Source organism: Mycobacterium sp. Aquia_216 (assembly GCF_026723865.1).
Classification (GTDB): domain Bacteria; phylum Actinomycetota; class Actinomycetes; order Mycobacteriales; family Mycobacteriaceae; genus Mycobacterium.
This window is the reverse complement of the sequence record NZ_CP113529.1, coordinates 5,058,293-5,075,564: the sequence shown is the minus strand read 5'-3', so window position 1 is coordinate 5,075,564 and position 17,272 is coordinate 5,058,293. Positions and strand designations below refer to the sequence as shown.

Annotated in this window: 14 protein-coding genes, 2 pseudogenes and 1 riboswitch; of the genes and pseudogenes, 8 read left to right on the top strand and 8 right to left on the bottom strand. The window is 66.1% G+C overall.

Going from position 1 to position 17,272, the window contains the following annotated elements; translation table 11 throughout:
* Positions 1-13: 13 nt before the first annotated feature.
* The 3 genes from OK015_RS23630 to OK015_RS23620 all read left to right on the top strand — a co-directional run bounded on the left by OK015_RS23630 (position 14) and on the right by OK015_RS23620 (position 2,765).
* Complete coding sequence (locus OK015_RS23630) at positions 14-502, top strand: VOC family protein (protein ID WP_268126623.1); 489 nt, start codon at positions 14-16, stop codon at positions 500-502.
* Between the two features lie 114 nt (positions 503-616).
* Complete coding sequence (locus OK015_RS23625; protein ID WP_268126620.1) at positions 617-1,519, top strand: alpha/beta fold hydrolase; 903 nt, start codon at positions 617-619, stop codon at positions 1,517-1,519.
* 4 nt (positions 1,520-1,523) lie between these two features.
* Positions 1,524-2,765 (top strand): WS/DGAT domain-containing protein, encoded by a 1,242-nt coding sequence (locus OK015_RS23620; protein WP_268126618.1) that lies wholly within the window; start codon positions 1,524-1,526, stop codon positions 2,763-2,765.
* A 28-nt stretch (positions 2,766-2,793) separates the two neighbouring features.
* Here OK015_RS23620 and OK015_RS23615 read toward each other — a convergent pair.
* Positions 2,794-3,012: pseudogene (locus OK015_RS23615) on the bottom strand (pyruvate, phosphate dikinase); the annotation flags it as partial.
* A gap of 37 nt (positions 3,013-3,049) precedes the next feature.
* On the opposite strand from OK015_RS23615, the gene OK015_RS23610 reads away from it, so the two are divergent.
* Entirely contained in the window at positions 3,050-3,562 is a 513-nt protein-coding gene (locus OK015_RS23610; RefSeq protein ID WP_268126615.1) for a DoxX family protein, read from the top strand.
* On the opposite strand, the pseudogene OK015_RS23605 reads toward OK015_RS23610, so the two are convergent.
* From OK015_RS23605 to OK015_RS23595, 3 genes and pseudogenes are all read right to left on the bottom strand, one after another.
* Positions 3,559-4,023: pseudogene (locus OK015_RS23605) on the bottom strand (GGDEF domain-containing protein); the annotation flags it as partial. The gene OK015_RS23610 and the pseudogene OK015_RS23605 sit on opposite strands and share 4 nt — an antisense overlap.
* A 134-nt stretch (positions 4,024-4,157) precedes the next feature.
* Entirely contained in the window at positions 4,158-5,522 is a 1,365-nt protein-coding gene (locus tag OK015_RS23600; protein ID WP_268126611.1) for a flavin monoamine oxidase family protein, read from the bottom strand.
* Positions 5,523-5,643: 121 nt separating this feature from the next.
* Positions 5,644-7,068, bottom strand: a complete 1,425-nt coding sequence (locus OK015_RS23595; protein ID WP_268133031.1) for a short-chain fatty acyl-CoA regulator family protein — start codon at positions 7,066-7,068, stop codon at positions 5,644-5,646.
* Between the two features lie 110 nt (positions 7,069-7,178).
* Between OK015_RS23595 and prpD the strand changes: the two genes are divergently transcribed.
* The 3 genes from prpD to OK015_RS23580 are packed head-to-tail and all read left to right on the top strand — an operon-like array spanning position 7,179 to position 10,740.
* Positions 7,179-8,696 carry a 2-methylcitrate dehydratase PrpD gene (prpD, locus tag OK015_RS23590; protein WP_268126608.1) on the top strand — a complete coding sequence of 506 codons (1,518 nt, stop codon included), beginning with the start codon at positions 7,179-7,181 and terminating at the stop codon, positions 8,694-8,696.
* Positions 8,696-9,610: a methylisocitrate lyase gene (gene prpB / locus OK015_RS23585; protein ID WP_268126606.1), complete on the top strand. Its 915-nt coding sequence runs from the start codon at positions 8,696-8,698 to the stop codon at positions 9,608-9,610. Before prpD ends, prpB begins: the two co-directional genes overlap by 1 nt.
* On the top strand, positions 9,607-10,740 hold the full coding sequence (locus tag OK015_RS23580) for a bifunctional 2-methylcitrate synthase/citrate synthase (RefSeq protein WP_268126604.1): 1,134 nt from the start codon (positions 9,607-9,609) through the stop codon (positions 10,738-10,740). Before prpB ends, OK015_RS23580 begins: the two co-directional genes overlap by 4 nt.
* 6 nt (positions 10,741-10,746) lie before the next feature.
* Here the strand turns inward: OK015_RS23580 and OK015_RS23575 are convergent, their stop codons facing one another.
* Positions 10,747-10,947: a hypothetical protein gene (locus tag OK015_RS23575; protein WP_268126603.1), complete on the bottom strand. Its 201-nt coding sequence runs from the start codon at positions 10,945-10,947 to the stop codon at positions 10,747-10,749.
* 121 nt (positions 10,948-11,068) lie between these two features.
* On the opposite strand from OK015_RS23575, the gene OK015_RS23570 reads away from it, so the two are divergent.
* The gene (locus tag OK015_RS23570) at positions 11,069-12,862 is read left to right on the top strand and encodes a DUF3556 domain-containing protein (RefSeq protein ID WP_268126601.1); all 1,794 of its coding nucleotides are present in this window, start codon (positions 11,069-11,071) and stop codon (positions 12,860-12,862) included.
* A 168-nt stretch (positions 12,863-13,030) separates the two neighbouring features.
* Here the strand turns inward: OK015_RS23570 and metE are convergent, their stop codons facing one another.
* The 3 genes from metE to OK015_RS23555 all read right to left on the bottom strand — a co-directional run bounded on the left by metE (position 13,031) and on the right by OK015_RS23555 (position 17,214).
* Complete coding sequence (gene metE, locus OK015_RS23565; RefSeq protein WP_268126599.1) at positions 13,031-15,301, bottom strand: 5-methyltetrahydropteroyltriglutamate--homocysteine S-methyltransferase; 2,271 nt, start codon at positions 15,299-15,301, stop codon at positions 13,031-13,033.
* Between the two features lie 143 nt (positions 15,302-15,444).
* Positions 15,445-15,661, bottom strand: a riboswitch (cobalamin riboswitch).
* Between the two features lie 49 nt (positions 15,662-15,710).
* Positions 15,711-16,352 (bottom strand): SDR family oxidoreductase, encoded by a 642-nt coding sequence (locus OK015_RS23560; protein ID WP_268126597.1) that lies wholly within the window; start codon positions 16,350-16,352, stop codon positions 15,711-15,713.
* 19 nt (positions 16,353-16,371) lie between these two features.
* Positions 16,372-17,214 (bottom strand): SDR family oxidoreductase, encoded by an 843-nt coding sequence (locus OK015_RS23555; protein WP_268126595.1) that lies wholly within the window; start codon positions 17,212-17,214, stop codon positions 16,372-16,374.
* Between the last annotated feature and the right edge of the window lie 58 nt (positions 17,215-17,272).

Here is a 17,272-nt window from a genome sequence, read left to right as displayed (position 1 = left end):
AGTAGGAGACCGCATGCCATCAATCACGCCCTCGCTGTGGTTCGACCACAACCTGGAGGAGGCGGCGACGTTCTACGCCTCGGTGTTCCCGAACTCGCGTATCGAGGACTTCAACCGGGCCACCGACGCCGGTCCCGGCGAGCCCGGCTCGGCGTTGTCGGGCACCTTTGTGCTGGACGGCACCCGGTTCATCGGGATCAACGGCGGCCCGCAGTTCCCGTTCAGCGAGGCGGTGTCGTTCACGATCGATTGCAAGGACCAGGACGAGGTGGACTACTACTGGAACAGGCTCACCGACGGTGGTGAGGAATCGCAGTGCGGCTGGTGCAAGGACCGCTACGGGCTGAGTTGGCAAATCGTCCCGAACCGGCTTTACCAGCTGGTGAGCCACCCCGATCCGGCCTGCGCGACGGCCGCCACCCGGGCGATGTACGGCATGCGCAAGATCGTCCTCGCCGACCTGGAACGGGCGGCGGCACGGGCGTCGAGTGAAAATGCTTGATGCCCTGAGGGTTTAGAGAATCTACCGCTCCGGTCGGTGTGGCCTGAACAGGCACGCGTTAGGTTGGTCCGTGCGGACGCGCCGAACAGGAGTGAATATGGCGGACTACCCGAGATGACCGAGCCGCGGTGGATCGACGTGCCGGGTCCCCCCGCGGACCTCAAGGCGCTGACCTGGGGCCCAGCCGACGCCCCGATCGCCTTGTGTCTGCACGGCTTCCCCGACACGGCCTACGGCTGGCGCAAGATGGCCCCGCTCCTCGCCGCAGCCGGCTGGCGCGTCGTCGCGCCTTTCATGCGGGGATATGCGCCCTCGTCGATACCGGACGACGGCAGCTACCACGTCGGCGCGATCATGGACGACGCGCTGCGCGTGCGGGCGGCCGCCGGAGGCACCGACCGCGATGTGGTGATCGGTCACGACTGGGGAGCACTGGCGGCCACCGGCCTCGCGGCGATGCCCAACAGCCCGTTCACCAAGGCCGTGATCATGTCGGTGCCGGTGTCGGCCGCATTCCGCGGCCAGGTGAGCGAGCGGGGGCGGCTGGCCCGTCTGGTGCCGCGCCAGCTGCTGCGCAGCTGGTACATGTTCTACTTCCAATTGCCTGTGCTGCCAGAGCGTTCCGCGGCCTGGATCCTGCCGCGGCTATGGCGGCGGTGGTCTCCGGGCTATCGCGGAGCCGACGAGGACCTGCGCCACGTCGATGCCGCGATCGGGACACCGGAAAGTTGGCGGGCGGCCCTGGGGACCTACCGGGCCACGTTGCGCAACACCCGCCCGCCGCAGCGGTATGCCGAACTTAACCAACTGTGGACCGAGGCGCCGATGCTGCCCAGCCTGTATCTGCATGGCCGCGACGACGGTTGCATGACTGCGGCTTTCGCGCACTGGACGGCAAAGGTGCTCCCCGCCGGTAGCGACGTGGCCATCGTCGACCATGCCGGGCATTTCCTGCAGCTCGAACAGCCCGACAAGGTCGCCGAGCGGGTGCTTGCCTTCGTCGGCTCACCCGGCTGACGCCGTGGCCGCGCGCCGAATGGCCGCCGTCGATGCGCAGTTCTACTGGATGTCGGCCAAACTCCACAATGACGACTTCATGGTCTACGCCTTCGACGGCGAGCCCGCCGATGTCGAGCGGGCCGTCGAGCAGGTCGTCCATCGGGCCCGCGCCTGCCCGGATCTGGGATTGCGGGTCCACGAGGGGTCGCCGCTGAGGTATCCGCAGTGGGTGCCGACCGCGGTTGGACCTGATTGGGTAGTCCACCACCCCCTGGCCGATCGCAGCTGGGACGGATTGCTGGAGGCAGTTGCCCGCCTCGCCGATGACCAGTTGGACATGCGCCGGATGTCCTGGCGCGTACACGTATTCACGCCGGTCTTCGGCATTCCGGGTACCGGTGGCTCGGGCAGTGTTGCGGTGATGCGGGTCCCGCACGCGCTGGCCGACGGCGTCCGTGCCTCGGCGTTGGCGGCCTGGCTTTTCGGTCGGGCTGTCCCGGTACCGGAGGTGCAACGGCCGCGGACAGGCTTTCTGCCCTGGCGTGCCGTCGACGCGGCCCGAAGCCATCGCCGGCTGGTTCGCGATACCCAGGCCGGGCTGGTGACGCCCGGAATCGGGTACCGGCCGCCGCTGCCCACCAACGCCCGCCCCGCTGGCGAACGCTCGTTGCGCACCCTGGTGCGGCACCGCTCACAGATATCGGGCTCGACGGTCACGGTCGGAGTGCTGGCCGCCGTGTCCTCGGCCCTGTCGCACCTGTTCGGCGCTGCGGCCGACGCGTTGGGGGCCGAAGTGCCGATGGCTAAACCTGGTGTGCGACAGGCGAATAACCATTTCGGAAACGTCGTCGTCGGGCTTTACCCGCAGCTCGATCGCGACGCCCGGGCGCAGCGGATCGCGACCGATCTAGCCAATGGTCGCCGTCGCTTCGAACATCCGGCTCCCCGCTCAACCGACCGGGCTTTCGCCGCGATGCCCGCGCCGCTACTGCGTTGGGGCGTTTCGCTGTTCGACCCGGATGCGCGGCCTGCGCAGGTGCTGGGCAATACCGTAGTCTCCAGCGTCAACCGTGGACCCGCCGATCTGCATTTCGGCGACGTGCCAGTGGTATTGGCGACCGGCTGCCCAACCCTAGGGCCTGCCATGGGTCTGACCCACGGTCTGCACGGCATTGGCGAGACCATCGCGATCAGCGTCCACGCGGCCGAATCGGCGATCCCCGACATCGACGCCTATCTAGAGCTTCTGAACGCGGCGCTCTAAATCATTGCGCATCACCGGATCTGGCCGCTTACTCGCGGGCACGGCCGCTGGGGCTGGTCCACCGCGCGATGTCGGCGAGTTCGCGCGGTTCCGGCCTATCGTCCGGCGACCACGCGGACGGGGCCAGATTGCCTTCGCGCCCTTCGCCTTCGTAGCCGTCGACGGTGATTTGCTTGCCGGCCAGTGTTGCCGACGCTCCGCGGCCCACCACCGCCACCCGGCCCAGTTCGCGGCTGACCACCGCTGCTGTTATCCGATCCGCGCGATGATCTAGGTTTGCACGTATGACTCCCTATGACGTCGGATTACTGATCCTGCGGCTGGTGCTGGGCGTGACATTGGCCGCGCACGGCTACAACAAGTTCTTCGGCGGCGGGCGGATACCGGGCACCGCGCGATGGTTCGAGAGCATCGGCATGAAGCCGGGCAAGTTCCACGCCACCGTGGCCGCCACCACCGAAATCGCCGCGGGCCTGGGGCTGGCCGCCGGGCTACTCACGCCGATCCCGGCCGCGGGCTTTGTCTCGTTGATGCTGGTCGCGGCCTGGACCGTCCACCGCCACAACGGGTTCTTCATCGTCAAAGAGGGCTGGGAGTACAACCTGGTCCTGGCGCTCAGCGCGGTCGCCGTGGCGACGCTGGGGCCCGGCAGGCTGAGCCTGGACTGGGTGATCTTCGGGATCAACGACCCGCTGATCGGCTGGAACGGGCTGCTGATCTCGGTGGTGCTCGGCCTCGCCGGCGCCGTCGGGCAGTTGCTGATCTTCTACCGGCCGCCGGCCAAGCAAGCCGGCTAGCTAGGCGACAGCGGGTCGACGCGCTGCCGAACCTTGTGCTTGGCGTCGTACAGCTCGGCGTCGGCGGCCGCATACAGCGAGCGGATGTCGGCGCTCGCACCGCGCTGCGATGCGGTGCCGATGCTGGTGTGGGGGGTGTGCAGCCGGACGTCGGCGACGAACTGTTCCGAATTGTGCGTCTGGTTTGTGTCGTCGGCGATACACACCGCGAATTCGTCACCACCGATCCTGGCCAGAACGGCGTTGGCGGGCACGAGATTTCGCCAGCAGTCGGCCCGGCTGACCAGATATTCGTCGCCGGCAAGATGCCCCTGGGTGTCGTTGATCGTCTTGAAGTTGTCGATGTCGAGCACGGTGACGGTGACCGCCGCCGAACGGGATCGCGCCAATAGGTCCGCGGTCGCGATCTCCCATCCCGCACGGTTGAGCAGGCGGGTCAGTGGGTCGGTGCACGCCGCTGACTCGCGGAAACCGCTTCCGGCTTGAGGATGCAGCCGAAGTCGGTGGCGCCGAATGGCTCGGTCGCCGAATCGGCTCGGGAGGCTAACACCCATGCAGTCAACTCTCCTGGTCAGGACCCCCGGGGGCGTTCTGCCTAGCCGACCGCGGCGGTTGCGGCGGCGATCACCTCTGACGCGGCGCGCTCGCCGGAACGAATCGCTCCATCGATCCACCCGCACATGACCGCCGAGCTTTCGGTGCCGGCCCAGTGGATCCGTCCGCAGGGTTGGCGCAGGGTATAGCCGAACTGGGTCAGCACACCGGTGGGGGCGTGGCTGATCATCCCGCCGCCGGAATAGCGTTCCACCGTCCAGTTCTGCTCGTGGAATTCCAACGGCGCGTTGGCCTTGCTGCCGAACCGATCAACGAGTTCGTCGATGACGACCGCCTTGCGCTCGGCCTCATCGAGTTCGCCCAGCCGGCGCGCCGCCGGTCCCTCACTGATGACACACATGATCCCCGGGTCCCCGGTATCCGTGCAGGCGTCGATGGTCAGGGCGGCCGGGGAATTCGGTGCGGCGGACTGACCGGAGAGTCCGTCGGCGCGCCAGAAGGGCTCGTCGTAGATGACCGAGATCTTGATGACCGCACCGCTGGGCATGCGCTGGTGCAGGAACGCGCGGTCCACCGGCAGCATCGGCTCGTAGTTGATCGAGGTGGCGATCGCCAGTGGTATCGCGACGACGACCCGACGTGCCCGCACCGTCACGTCGTCGGCGTCGACAGTGACCCCGTCGGCATCCTGGGTGATCTGTCGGACCGGCTGCGAAAGCTGCAGCGAGTCGCCCAGCGCGGCCACCATCGGGCGATGTAGGGCGCCCATCCCACCGACCGGGCGGGCATCCTGAGAGCCGCCCTTGCCGGAGATGGCGAAGGTGGGCCCGCCGGCGGAGCCCGTCTGCAGCAGCATCCACAGCAACGACGTCTCCGATCCTGCCGAGGTGTAGAGGCCGGCCAGGGCCATGTCCAACATCTCGCGGGCAGTCTTCGACATCGTGTTCTGCTCGATCCACTCGCCCAGGCTGATCCGATCCCATTCCTCGGCTTGAGTTGCCTCCCAAGGGGATTCGAGCGGAACGGCCTTGCACATCTTCTCCACGGCGCGCAAACCGAGACCCAGGTTGGCCACCGCCCACGGGCTCATCGTCCAGGGTATGGTGCCGCCGTAGCGGTGCTTCTTGCCGTCGACGATCATCATGGCGTCACCGTCGTTGTGCTGCTTGTATTCCGGCACGCCGAACTCGTTCATCAACGCGTAGATCCGGTCCTGGCCCGGCCCGATCCAGGCACCGCCGCGATCGATCCACGTCCCGTCGTCGCGAGTGACGGTGTAGGTGCGACCACCGACCCGGTCACGCGCCTCCAGCAATGCCACCGAGTGCCCCGCTTGCTTCAAGCGCAAGGCAGCCGTCAACCCCGCGAATCCCGCTCCGACCACGCAATAATCGACGTCCGCCACGGTGCGCTCCTCGGTTCCGGCTGGGTGTTGAGCAGCAAACTACACCGATCGCGGCACGGGGGCACTCCGTTCGCGTGGAATTGAAATTAAAAGTGTTGGCCGACGGGTATTTTGACCGTTCCTAGGACGGTATTGCCGGCGGATAGGGCAGATCGGTGCTGGAGTGGGGATCGACGTGCACGGGATGGCCCAGATAGGGAAAGGCGCGTTGCGGGCAGGCGGGACGGTCGCAGATCTTGCAGCCCGCACCGATCGGCACGATCGCTTCGACGCCGGTGATATCGATGCCGACGGAATAGACCAGCTTCTCGGCGTGGGCCAGGTCGCAGCCGAGCCCGATCGCAAAGCTCTTGTCCGGACCGAGATAACGGCTGGGCTCCGTCGAGGTGGTTCTGGCGATCCAAAAGTACGTGCGGCCGTCGGGCATCTGGGCGATCTGCGTCAAGAACTGGCCGGGTCGGGCAAAGGCGTGATGAACAACCCATAGCGGGCAATTTCCGCCTACGCGCGAGAAGTGAAAAGCGGTGGCGGACTGGCGTTTAGAGATGTTGCCCGCGCTGTCAGTCCGGACGAAGATGAAAGGCACTCCGCGCGCGCTCGACCGTTGCAGAGTGGACAAGCGATGGCAGACGGTTTCAAAGCCCACCTCGAAACGCCTTGCCAGCTGGTCGATGTCGTAGCGCACGCCTTCGGCGGCCTCGAGGAAGCGCTGGTAAGGCAGCAACAGGGCACCGGCGAAGTAGTTGGCCAGGCCGATGCGCGCCACGCCCCGCGCATCATCGCTGAGCTGGTCGTCGCCGGCGATGATGCCATCGATCAGCTCGGCTTGGGTAAGCAAGGCGATTTGGGTCGCCAACTGAAAGGCGCGTTGGCCCGGATGGAGCCACCGAGCCAGATACAGGGTCTTCGACTCGGTTTGAAACAGCCGCTTTGAGTTGGGTGTTAGGACCCGGCCGTCGTCGATGACGACCGTTACCCCGAGCTTGTCATGGACCAGCTCTGCCAGCTGGCTATCGAGTCCGCCTGTGTGCAAACGGTTTTGGTTGAACAACTCTTCGGCCGCGACGTCCAGATCTCCGATGTAGTTTTTGCGGTCGTAGAAGAAGTCTCGGACTTCTTCGAACGGCATCGGCTGCGAAGGGCCCGTGGACGTCTCGGAGTTGGCGCGACTGTGCAACGCTTCGAGGTCGGCCGTGGCGTCGTGTAGGCGCCGTTGCAGGTTGACCAGCGTCTGACCGACCTCCGGCATGCGGGCAACGAGCTCCTCGATCTGCCCGGCCGTCGCGGGTCCCTCGGCGAAGATTTCGCGCAGGTCCGCGACCAGTCGGGCATCGGAATCCGGCGCGAAGTACTGGGTCGGTAAGTCGAAGCGCTCGGCAAGGGTCAGCAGCACCGGCACGGTGATCGGACGCTGATCGTTTTCCAGCTGGTTCACGTAGCTCGTGGACAGTCCCAGCGCACGCGCCAGCGCGACCTGAGTCAGCCCGTGCTCCTCGCGTAGGCGTCGCAGCCGCGCGCCGGCGAACGTCTTCGCCACCTGCAACAGGGTACGCGCACCGGCTTCCACAACATTCGCAAAATCATCGGGACAAGGACACAAAGTTACGCTTGTTTAGGGGATTTACCCCGTTCGACCGGCTGCGTACTGTGCGGTTTATGCGCATTCATGACGTTCGAACGCGGCGTAGCGCCGACGACTTCCCCCGCAGTGAGCACCTGGCCTTCAAAATTGCCCAGATCGCGGCGGACCCGGTCGCCGTGCCCGCGGAGACCGAAGCGATGGTCATCAACCGCATCATCGACAACGCCGCGGTTTCCGCTGCCGCGCTGATCCGTCGTCCGGTGACCACCGCCCGGGCCCAGGCGCTGGCGCACCCCGTCCCGGCGCGGGGCGCGAAGGTCTTCGGCGTCGAGGGCGACTATGCGCCGGAGTGGGCGGCCTGGGCCAACGGTGTCGCGGTGCGCGAGTTGGACTTTCACGACACGTTCCTCGCCGCCGAGTACTCCCACCCGGGCGACAACATTCCCGCGCTGGTCGCCGTTGCACAGCACCTCGGTGTCGGCGGGGCCGATCTGATTCGCGGTTTGGCAACCGCGTATGAGGTCCAGGTTGATCTGGTCAAGGGGATCTCCCTGCACGAGTTCAAGATCGACCACGTCGCGCACCTCGGCCCGTCGGTGGCCGCCGGCCTGGGCACGATGCTTCGTCTGGACGAAGAGACCATCTACCAGGCCGTCGGGCAGGCCCTGCACCTGACCACCGCCACCCGCCAGTCCCGGAAAGGCCTGATCTCTAGCTGGAAGGCGTTCGCGCCGGCGTTCGCCGGCAAGATCGCCATCGAGGCGGTCGACCGTGCGATGCGCGGTGAAGGTGCTCCGGCGCCCATCTGGGAGGGCGAGGACGGCGTGATCGCCTGGCTGCTGGGCGGTGCGGAACGCGTCTACCAGGTGCCGTTGCCGGAGCCGGGCGAGCCGAAGCGCGCCATCCTGGACACCTACACCAAGGAGCACTCGGCGGAGTACCAGAGCCAGGCGCCGATCGACCTGGCCAGGCAGATGCGCGAGCGCTTGTCCGGTTTGGCAGGTGGCCTCACGCAGATCGCGACGATCGTGCTACACACCAGTCACCACACCCACTACGTGATCGGCACCGGCTCCGGGGACCCGCAGAAGTTCGACCCGGACGCATCGCGGGAGACGCTGGACCATTCGCTGCCGTACATCTTCGCCGTCGCCTTGCAGGACGGCACCTGGCATCACGAGCGCTCCTACGCACCCGAGCGAGCGCACCGGCCCGACACCGTCGTGCTCTGGCACAAGATCTCCACGGTCGAAGACCCCGAGTGGACCCGGCGCTATCACTCGGCCGATCCCGCCGAGAAGGCGTTCGGGGCGCGCGCCGAGGTGACGCTGAAGAGCGGCGAGGTGATCGTCGACGAACTGGCCGTCGCCGACGCACACCCGTTGGGGGCAAGGCCATTTGAGCGCAAGCAGTACGTTGGGAAGTTCACCGAGCTGGCCGAGGGCGTGGTCGCTGATGCCGAGCAGCATCGGTTCCTTGCGGCGGTGGAAGCTCTTCCCGAACTGCAGGCAGGCGCCCTGGGCGCGCTCAACATCACCGTCGGTCCGCTGGTGCTCGACAAGGCGCCGACAATTCCGCCGGGAATCTTCTGATGAGCGGCCTGATCGGCAGTGTACCCGCGGCACAGAAGCGGGCGAGGTTCCGTGCCGCGCTGGAAAGTGGTCGGCTGCAACGGTTTCCGGGCGCATTCTCGCCGCTGGTCGCCAAACTGATCGCCGAGACCGGCTTCGACGGGGTGTACGTTTCGGGCGCGGTGCTCTCCGCTGATCTCGGCCTGCCCGATATCGGCCTGACCACCCTGACCGAGGTCAGTTCGCGCGGCGCCCAGATCGCCGGCGTGACCGACCTGCCCACGCTGATCGACGCCGACACCGGCTTCGGTGAACCGATGAGCGCCGCGCGCACCGTGACCGTCTTGGAGGACGCCGGGCTGGCCGGCTGCCATCTGGAGGATCAGGTAAACCCGAAGCGGTGTGGGCACCTTGACGGCAAGGCCGTGGTGCCGACCAGCGAGATGGTCAAACGCCTGCGGGCCGCGGTATCCGTGCGCCGCGACCCGAACTTCATCATTTGTGCCCGCACCGACGCCGCGGGTATCGAAGGACTTCCCGCCGCGATCGACCGAGCCAAGGCCTACGCCGACGCGGGTGCCGATTTGATCTTCACCGAAGCCCTCTACACGCCGGCCGATTTCGAGCAATTCCGGGCCGCTGTGGATACACCGTTGCTCGCCAATATGACCGAGTTCGGTAAGTCAGAGCTGCTGACCGCCAAGCAGTTATCTGACATCGGCTACAACGTCGTGATCTACCCAGTGACCACCCTGCGGCTAGCCATGCGCGCCGTCGAGGTCGGCCTGCGTGAAATCGCAGACGCCGGAACGCAATCCGGCCTACTCGACCAAATGCAGCACCGCAGCAGCCTCTACGAGCTGCTCCGTTATGCCGATTACAACCAATTCGACTCCGACATCTACAACTTCGCCCTCGAAGGGAAAACCCCATGAGCAGCAACATCGAAGACAAGCCTCGCATCCACAAGGGCTTGGCCGGTGTCGTCGTCGACACCACGTCGATCTCCAAGGTCGTCCCGGAGACCAATTCGCTGACCTATCGCGGCTATGCGGTTCAGGACCTCGCCACGCAGCGCAGCTTCGAAGAGGTGGCGTACCTGCTGTGGCACGGCGAGCTGCCCAACGACCAGCAGCTGTCGCTGTTCACCCAGCGGGAACGCGCTGCCCGCCGGCTGAACCGGTCGATGATGGACCTGCTGCAGAAGCTGCCGAATAGCTGCCACCCGATGGACGTGGTGCGCACGCTGACCAGCTTCATGGGCGCCGAGGACCCCGACGAGGACGACAGCAGCGAGACAGCGAACTACGCCAAGTCGCTGCGGATGTTCGCGGTGCTGCCCACCATCGTCGCCGCCGACATGCGCCGGCGCCGGGGTCTGGCGCCCATCGCTCCGCACAGCCACATGAACTATGCGCAGAACTTCCTGCACATGTGCTTCGGCGACGTCCCGGAGAAGGTGGTCGTCGACGCTTTCGAGCAGTCCATGGTCCTGTACGCCGAGCACAGCTTCAACGCTTCGACATTCGCCGCGCGGGTGGTCACGTCCACGCAGTCCGACATCTACAGTGCGGTCACGGCCGCGATCGGTGCGCTGAAGGGTCCGCTGCACGGCGGGGCGAATGAAGCGGTCATGCGCGACATGATCGAGATCGGCCACGCCGACAAGGCGTCGGAGTGGTTGCAGGGCAAGCTGACTCGCAAGGACAAGATCATGGGCTTCGGCCACCGGGTGTACAAGAACGGTGACTCGCGGGTGCCGACCATGAAAGAGGCGCTGAAGCGGATCGCGGCCGTGCGCGACGGCCAGAAATGGCTCGACATCTACGAGGTGCTCGAGAAGGGCATGGCCGTCTCCAACGGGATCAAGCCGAACCTGGACTTCCCGACCGGGCCGGCCTACCACCTGATGGGCTTCGACATCGGGATGTTCACACCGATTTTCGTGATGAGCCGCATCACCGGATGGACGGCTCACATCATCGAGCAGACCGCGTCCAACGCGCTGATCCGTCCGCTGAGCGAGTATGTCGGCCCAGCGCAGCGGGCGCTGGTGGTCAGGTAAGGCGGGCTAGTCCGACGGCCCGCCGTATTGCCAAACCAGGTTGTGGTCGCCGGTCATCGTCGGATTGCACCACATGGTGCGGCCGTTAGTGTCCTGCGTGGTGGCATGCAAGGTCGTACAGGAATCACCCGGTGCGGGTGCCTGGGCATACCCGGCGGTGACCACTGCCAACGCGGTGGCTGAAATCAGGAACCGAAGTCTGCTCATGCGCGACATCTCCTAAGCGGGTGCCAAGACGTCACGCTATCCGGCGGAGAACCTGCGGGCAAAGGATGTCATCCGCGATCCTCAGCACGCTTAGCTAGAACAGGTTCTAGTCTGTGAAACCATGGGATTTCTCCAACCCGAACTGCCGCAGGTCGACATCGACGAGTGGAACAAGCTCAGCCGCAGCGAAAAGATCCGGCCGATGGCACGACACTGGGCCGAGGTGGGGTTTGGAACGCCGGTCGTGCTGCACTTGTTCTACGTCGGCAAGATCCTGCTCTACATCCTGTTCGCCTGGTTGTTGGCGGTGCCGACCACCCGCGGATTGGCGTTCACCAACGTCGTGTCGTGGTATTCCGAGCCGATCGTGTTCGAGAAGGTCGTGCTCTACACGATGCTCTTCGAGGTGATCGGGCTGGGCTGCGGCTTCGGGCCGCTGAACAACCGGTTCAATCCGCCGCTGGGTTCGATCTTGTATTGGCTGCGGCCCGACACCATCCGGCTGCCCCCGTGGCCCAAACGCGTCCCCGCGACCAAGGGCACCGCCCGCACCCTGGTGGATGTCGCGCTATACGGGCTGCTTTTATTGCTGACCTTCCTGACGCTGTTCGCCGACGGCACCGGCCCGGTGCCAGAGCTGGGCACTCAGGTCGGGTTGATACCCACGTGGCGGATCGTGCTGGTCCTGGTGCTCCTCGGCGTGCTGGGATTGCGTGACAAGGTCATCTTCCTGGCCGCCCGCGGTGAGGTCTACGCGACGCTGGCGGTGACGTTCCTGTTCGGCGGTCTCGACATGATCATCGCCGCCAAACTGGTGTTCCTGATCATCTGGATGGGCGCGGCGACGTCCAAGCTGAACAAGCACTTTCCGTTCGTGATCTCCACGATGATGTCCAACAATCCGTTGTTCCGGCCCCGGTTCATCAAGCGGATGTTCTTCGAGGAGTTCCCCGACGACCTGCGACCGGGACGTTTGTCGCGGCTGTTCGCCCACGTGAGCACCTTCGTCGAAATGTGTGTGCCCATCGCGCTGTTCGTCGCGCACGGCGGCTGGTGGACCGCCGTTCCCGCGGCGATCATGGTGATCTTCCACCTCGGCATCCTGACAGCCATCCCGATGGGGGTGCCGCTGGAATGGAACGTATTCATGATCTTCGGCGTGTTCGCCCTGTTCGTCGGCCATGCTCATACCGGTCTGACCGATCTGAAAAACCCTGTCCCGGTTGGGATTTTCATCGCGTTCATCGCCGGAATCGTGATCGCGGGCAACCTGTTTCCGCGCAAGATCTCGTTCTTGCCCGGCATGCGCTATTACGCCGGCAACTGGGACACCACGCTGTGGTGTATCAAGCCGTCAGCGGACAAGAAGATCAACCACAACCTGGTCTCGATCGCCAGCATGCCCGCGGCCCAGCTGGAGAAGGTGTACGGCAAGGAGCGCGCGCAGATCCCGATGTATCTCGGATATGCGTTCCGCGCCATGAACACTCACGGCAGGGCGTTGTTCACGCTGGCGCACCGGGCGATGGCCGGCGAGAACGAGGACGACTACGTCATCACCGACGGGGAGCGGATCTGCAGCACCGCCGTCGGCTGGAATTTCGGCGACGGCCACATGCACAACGAGCAGCTGATCGCCGCGATGCAGCAGCGCTGCGGCTTCTTGCCCGGTGAAGTGCGGGTCGTGCTACTCGACGCGCAGCCGATCCATCGGCAGACCCAGTCCTACCGGCTGGTGGACGCCGCGACCGGTGAATTCGAGCGCGGGATCGTCAAAGTCGCGGACATGGTCACCCGGCAGCCCTGGGCCGACGACGTGCCGGTCCAGGTGCTGTCGGACGCCATTGAAGAGCCAGTCGAGCCCGAGCCCGAGCCTCAGCCCGAGCCCGGGGCCGAGTCTCAGCCCGAGGAGTAGATCCGCGAGCGTAACGCCAGTGCGAAATCTGAGGTCTGAAAATCGCAGTGGCGTTACGCTCGGCGCAAATCAGGCCCCGAGGCGCCCCACGCTCGGCGCAAATCAGGCCCCGAGGCGCCCCACGCTCGGCGCAAATCAGGCCCCGAGGCGCCCCACGCTCGGCGCAAATCAGACTCCCGCGCGCACTTCCTGCGCGGCGGCGACCATGTTCTGCAGCGACGTGGTCACCTCGTCGGTCTTGCGGGTCTTCAGCCCGCAGTCCGGGTTGACCCACAACCGTTCCGCCGGAACGGCCCGCAGTGCGGCGCGCAGCGACTCGGCCATCTCGCCTGTGCTCGGCACCCGCGGCGAGTGGATGTCGTAGACGCCCGGGCCCACGCTGTTGGCGAAGCCGACCGCGTTCAGGTCGTCGAGCACCTCCATGTGTGAGCGTGCCGCCTCGATGGAAGTGACGTCGGCATCCAAATCGGAGATCGCGCCGATCACTTCACCGAACTCCGAGTAGCACAAGTGGGTGTGGATCTGGGTCGAGTCGGCGACGCCGGAGGTGGCCAGCCGGAACGCCCCGACCGCCCAGCGCAAGTAATCCTCCTGATCGGCCCGACGCAACGGCAGCAGCTCGCGCAACGCGGGCTCATCGACCTGGATGACCGCGATCCCGGCGGACTGCAGATCCACGGTCTCGTCGCGGATGGCCAGCGCCACCTGGTTGGCGGTGTCGGCCAACGGCTGGTCGTCACGGACGAACGACCAGGCCAGGATTGTCACCGGGCCGGTCAGCATGCCCTTGACCGGCTTTTCGGTCAGCGACTGCGCGTACTTCGCCCACTCCACGGTCATCGGGTGCTGGCGGATGACGTCGCCGTAGAGCACCGGCGGCCGCACGCAACGGCTGCCGTAGGACTGCACCCAGCCGTTCTTGGTCGCGAAGAAACCGTCCAGCTGCTCGGCGAAGTACTGCACCATGTCATTGCGTTCCGGCTCGCCGTGCACCAGCACGTCCAGGCCGAGTTGCTCCTGCAGCTTGATGACGTCGGCGATCTCCTGCTTCATCCGCCGGTCGTATTCGGCTTCGTCGATCTCACCGGCGACCAGCGCGGCGCGCGCCTTGCGGATCTCGACGGTCTGCGGAAACGATCCGATCGTCGTCGTGGGCAGCGGGGGCAGACGCAGCCGCTCGTCCTGGCTGGCGCGGCGATCGGCCGCGTCGCCCCGGTGCGTCCCCGCCGCGACGATCGAGTCGATACGGGACCGGAGCTGGTCGTTGTGCAGGCGCGGGTCCTTCTTGCGCGCTGCCACGGCGGCGTTGGAGGCCGCGATCGCCTCGGCGACCGTATCGCGTCCCTCATGCAACGCCCGGGCGAGCGTCACCACCTCGGCGACCTTCTCCTGCCCGAACGCCAGCCAGCTCCGTAGCGCATCATCCAGGCCGGTCTCCGGCTCCAGCGAGTACGGCACATGCAGCGTGGAGCACGACGTCGAGACCGCGACCGTGGCCGCCGACCCCAGCAGCGTCGCCAGCTTGCCCAGCGCCGCCTCCAGGTCGGTGCGCCAGATGTTGCGTCCGTCGACGACACCGGCCACCAGGGTCTTGTTCGCCAACTCGGGCACCGCGGCGATCGCGGTGTCGGCACCGTAAACCAGGTCGACGCCGATTGCCTCGACGGGTGTGCGGGCCAGCGCCCCCAACGAAGCGCCGGGGTTGCCGAAGTAGGTGGCGACGTAGATCGCGGGGCGGTTGCTCACTTTGCCCAGCGCGTTGTAGACCGCCTCGGCCAGGGCCGGCGCGTCGGGCGAGATGTCGGTCACCAGGGCCGGCTCGTCGATCTGCACCCACTGCGCGCCGTTGTCGGCCAGCAGCGACAGCAGCTCGGAGTAAATCGGCACCAGTTCCTGCAGCCGCTCGATCGGGGCGCCGCCACCGTTGACGGCTTTGCTCAGCAACAGGAAGGTGACCGGCCCGACGACGACCGGACGCGCGGGAATCCCTTGTTCAAGAGCCTCTTTCAGCTCGGAGAGCACCTTGTCCGGGTTCAGCGCGAACTTCGTCGCGGGCTCGATCTCGGGGACGATGTAGTGGTAATTGGTGTCGAACCACTTGGTCATTTCCAGTGGCGCGACGTCTTTGTTGCCGCGAGCCGCGGCGAAGTAGCGGTCCAGGTCGTCGGGAACCTGTGCCGCCCGGGCCGGCAGCGCGCCCAGCATGACCGCGGTGTCCAGGACCTGGTCGTAGTAGGAGAAGGTGTTCACCGGCACCGAGTCCAGGCCGGCGTCGAGCAGGCCCTTCCAGGTGTCGCGGCGCAAGGTGGCGGCGATGTTCTCGAGATCTGCTCGGCTGGTACGTCCTGCCCAGTAGCCCTCGGTCGCGCGCTTGAGTTCACGTTTCGGGCCAATGCGCGGAGAGCCGACAACCGTCGCGGTGAATGCTTGGGGGGTCACGGTATTCTTCGTCCTTCAATCGGCGTGGTGGTCACCGCCGGCGGACGTGCAGCCGATCCGGACGCGGTAAGCACCCCTAGGTACATAACCGCAACGGCTGCAGCGTAACGCCCATTCCACGAGGCGATGAGCCGCCGGACGCGGCGCGCCCGGCACGGCTGGCAGGTCTCCGGACTCGCAGGCGCGCACCGGGTGGTGCTCCTAATGGCCGTCGCTTCCCAGTCTTCGGGCGGACCCAGTGACCAGTGCTTGCCAAAAACTCTGACGGCGGTCGTTCCTGCATACCGTTGCGGGACAGTCCCGGATTCTCACCGGGTTCCCTCTTACGAAGCTTTACTAACGTTCCGCTTCGCTCGATGCGTACGCCGCGGTTGCGGCGCAAGCAGACCAGCTGCGAGATGCAGTTTAGTCAGCCTGCCAGCGCTTGCGCGATCGGGATGTCCCCATTGTTGAATTCGATGGTCCGCCGGATCGTCGAGTCGTCGGCCAGCACCGCGGCCGCGACGAGCGCGACGTCGGCGCGTGAGATCTCGCCCTTGCCCTGGCCGACGGCAATGCGGCCGGTCGCCGGTTCCGGTGTGAGCCTGCCGGGACCCAGCACCGTCCAGTCCAGTTCGCTGTCGCGCAGGTGGGCATCCGCGGCGGCCTTGGCCTCCGCGTAGGCGAAGAACGGATTATCTTGCGGTACGCCATGATCCGGACCCGCACCGAAGTAGGACACCATCACGAACCGCTTGATGCCCGCCCGCGCGGCGGCGTCGATCACCCGGATCGCGGCGTCGCGGTCGACGGCATAGGTCCGCTCCGGATTACCGCCGCCCGCACCTGCGGAGAAGACGACTGCGTCGTGCCCGGTCAGCAGTCCGGCCAGCGCCGTCGTGTCGAGCTGCTCGATGTCGGCCAGCACCGGTTTGGCGCCGGTGGCAGCGACGTCGTCGGAGTGGTCGGGGTTGCGGAACACCGAACTCACCTCGTCGCCCCGATCGGTCAGGATGCGGGCCAGTTGCAACGCGATCTTGCCGTGACCACCGATGAGGACGATGCGTGCCATGCCTGCGACGGTAGCGCGCCTAGAGCTTGACCTTGCCCATGATGATGTCGATGATCATCTTGCCGGGGGCGTAGGAGCCGGTCATCGAGGCCATGGTGTGGCCGGAGTCCACCAGCAGGGTGATCCCGCTGATGCCGCACGCGGCCTCGCTGTTGAGGAACGCCATGGTGTCACCCATCTGCTCGGGCGTGTGCACCTTGGAGCCGGTTTCGTCTCGATAGTCCTGGGCGAAGGACAGCCACAGGTCCGCGTTGGCCTGGGCCAGCGGGGTGTCCGTCGGGCCGGGGCAGATCGCGTTGATGCGGATACCCTTCTTCGCCAGCGGATAGCCCTGCATGGCCACGTACTGGTTGATGATCTTCTTGCTGGTGCCGTAGTGGATGATGCCCTCGGCCTCGTGGGCCTCGGACCAGGCCACGGCCGCCGCGTAGTCCGGCGTGGCCAGGAGCTCGTTGATCAGTTCCAGGTCGTTCTCCCAGCCCATGCCGGCGACCGAGGAGATGAAGCAGATGGCCGAGCCGTTGGGGAGCTGGTTGCGTTCCAGCAGCCGGTCGATGAGGTGGCGGTGGCCGATGAAGTTGATCTTCAACAGGTCGGTGGTTCCGTCGGCGACTCCGGCGGCCGAGAAGACGGCGTGGATGGGCCCGTCGATCTGCTCGAGGGCGGAGTCGATGGAGGCGGGGTCGCGCAGATCGACCTGGACGGACTGGGCGACGTCGTAGTCCACCGGCGCGTAGTCCAGCACGATGACTTCGGCTCCGAGCTCCGCGGCCGACTTGGCCGCGGCCGCGCCCATGCCGGTCGCGCCGCCGACAACGAGCGCGCGCTTACCGTCGTAGCGCAGCCGATCGACAATAGACATGGAAATCCCCTTCTCGGATAATGCCAACGCGGTTCTAATTGCTCAACTGTATGGGTAA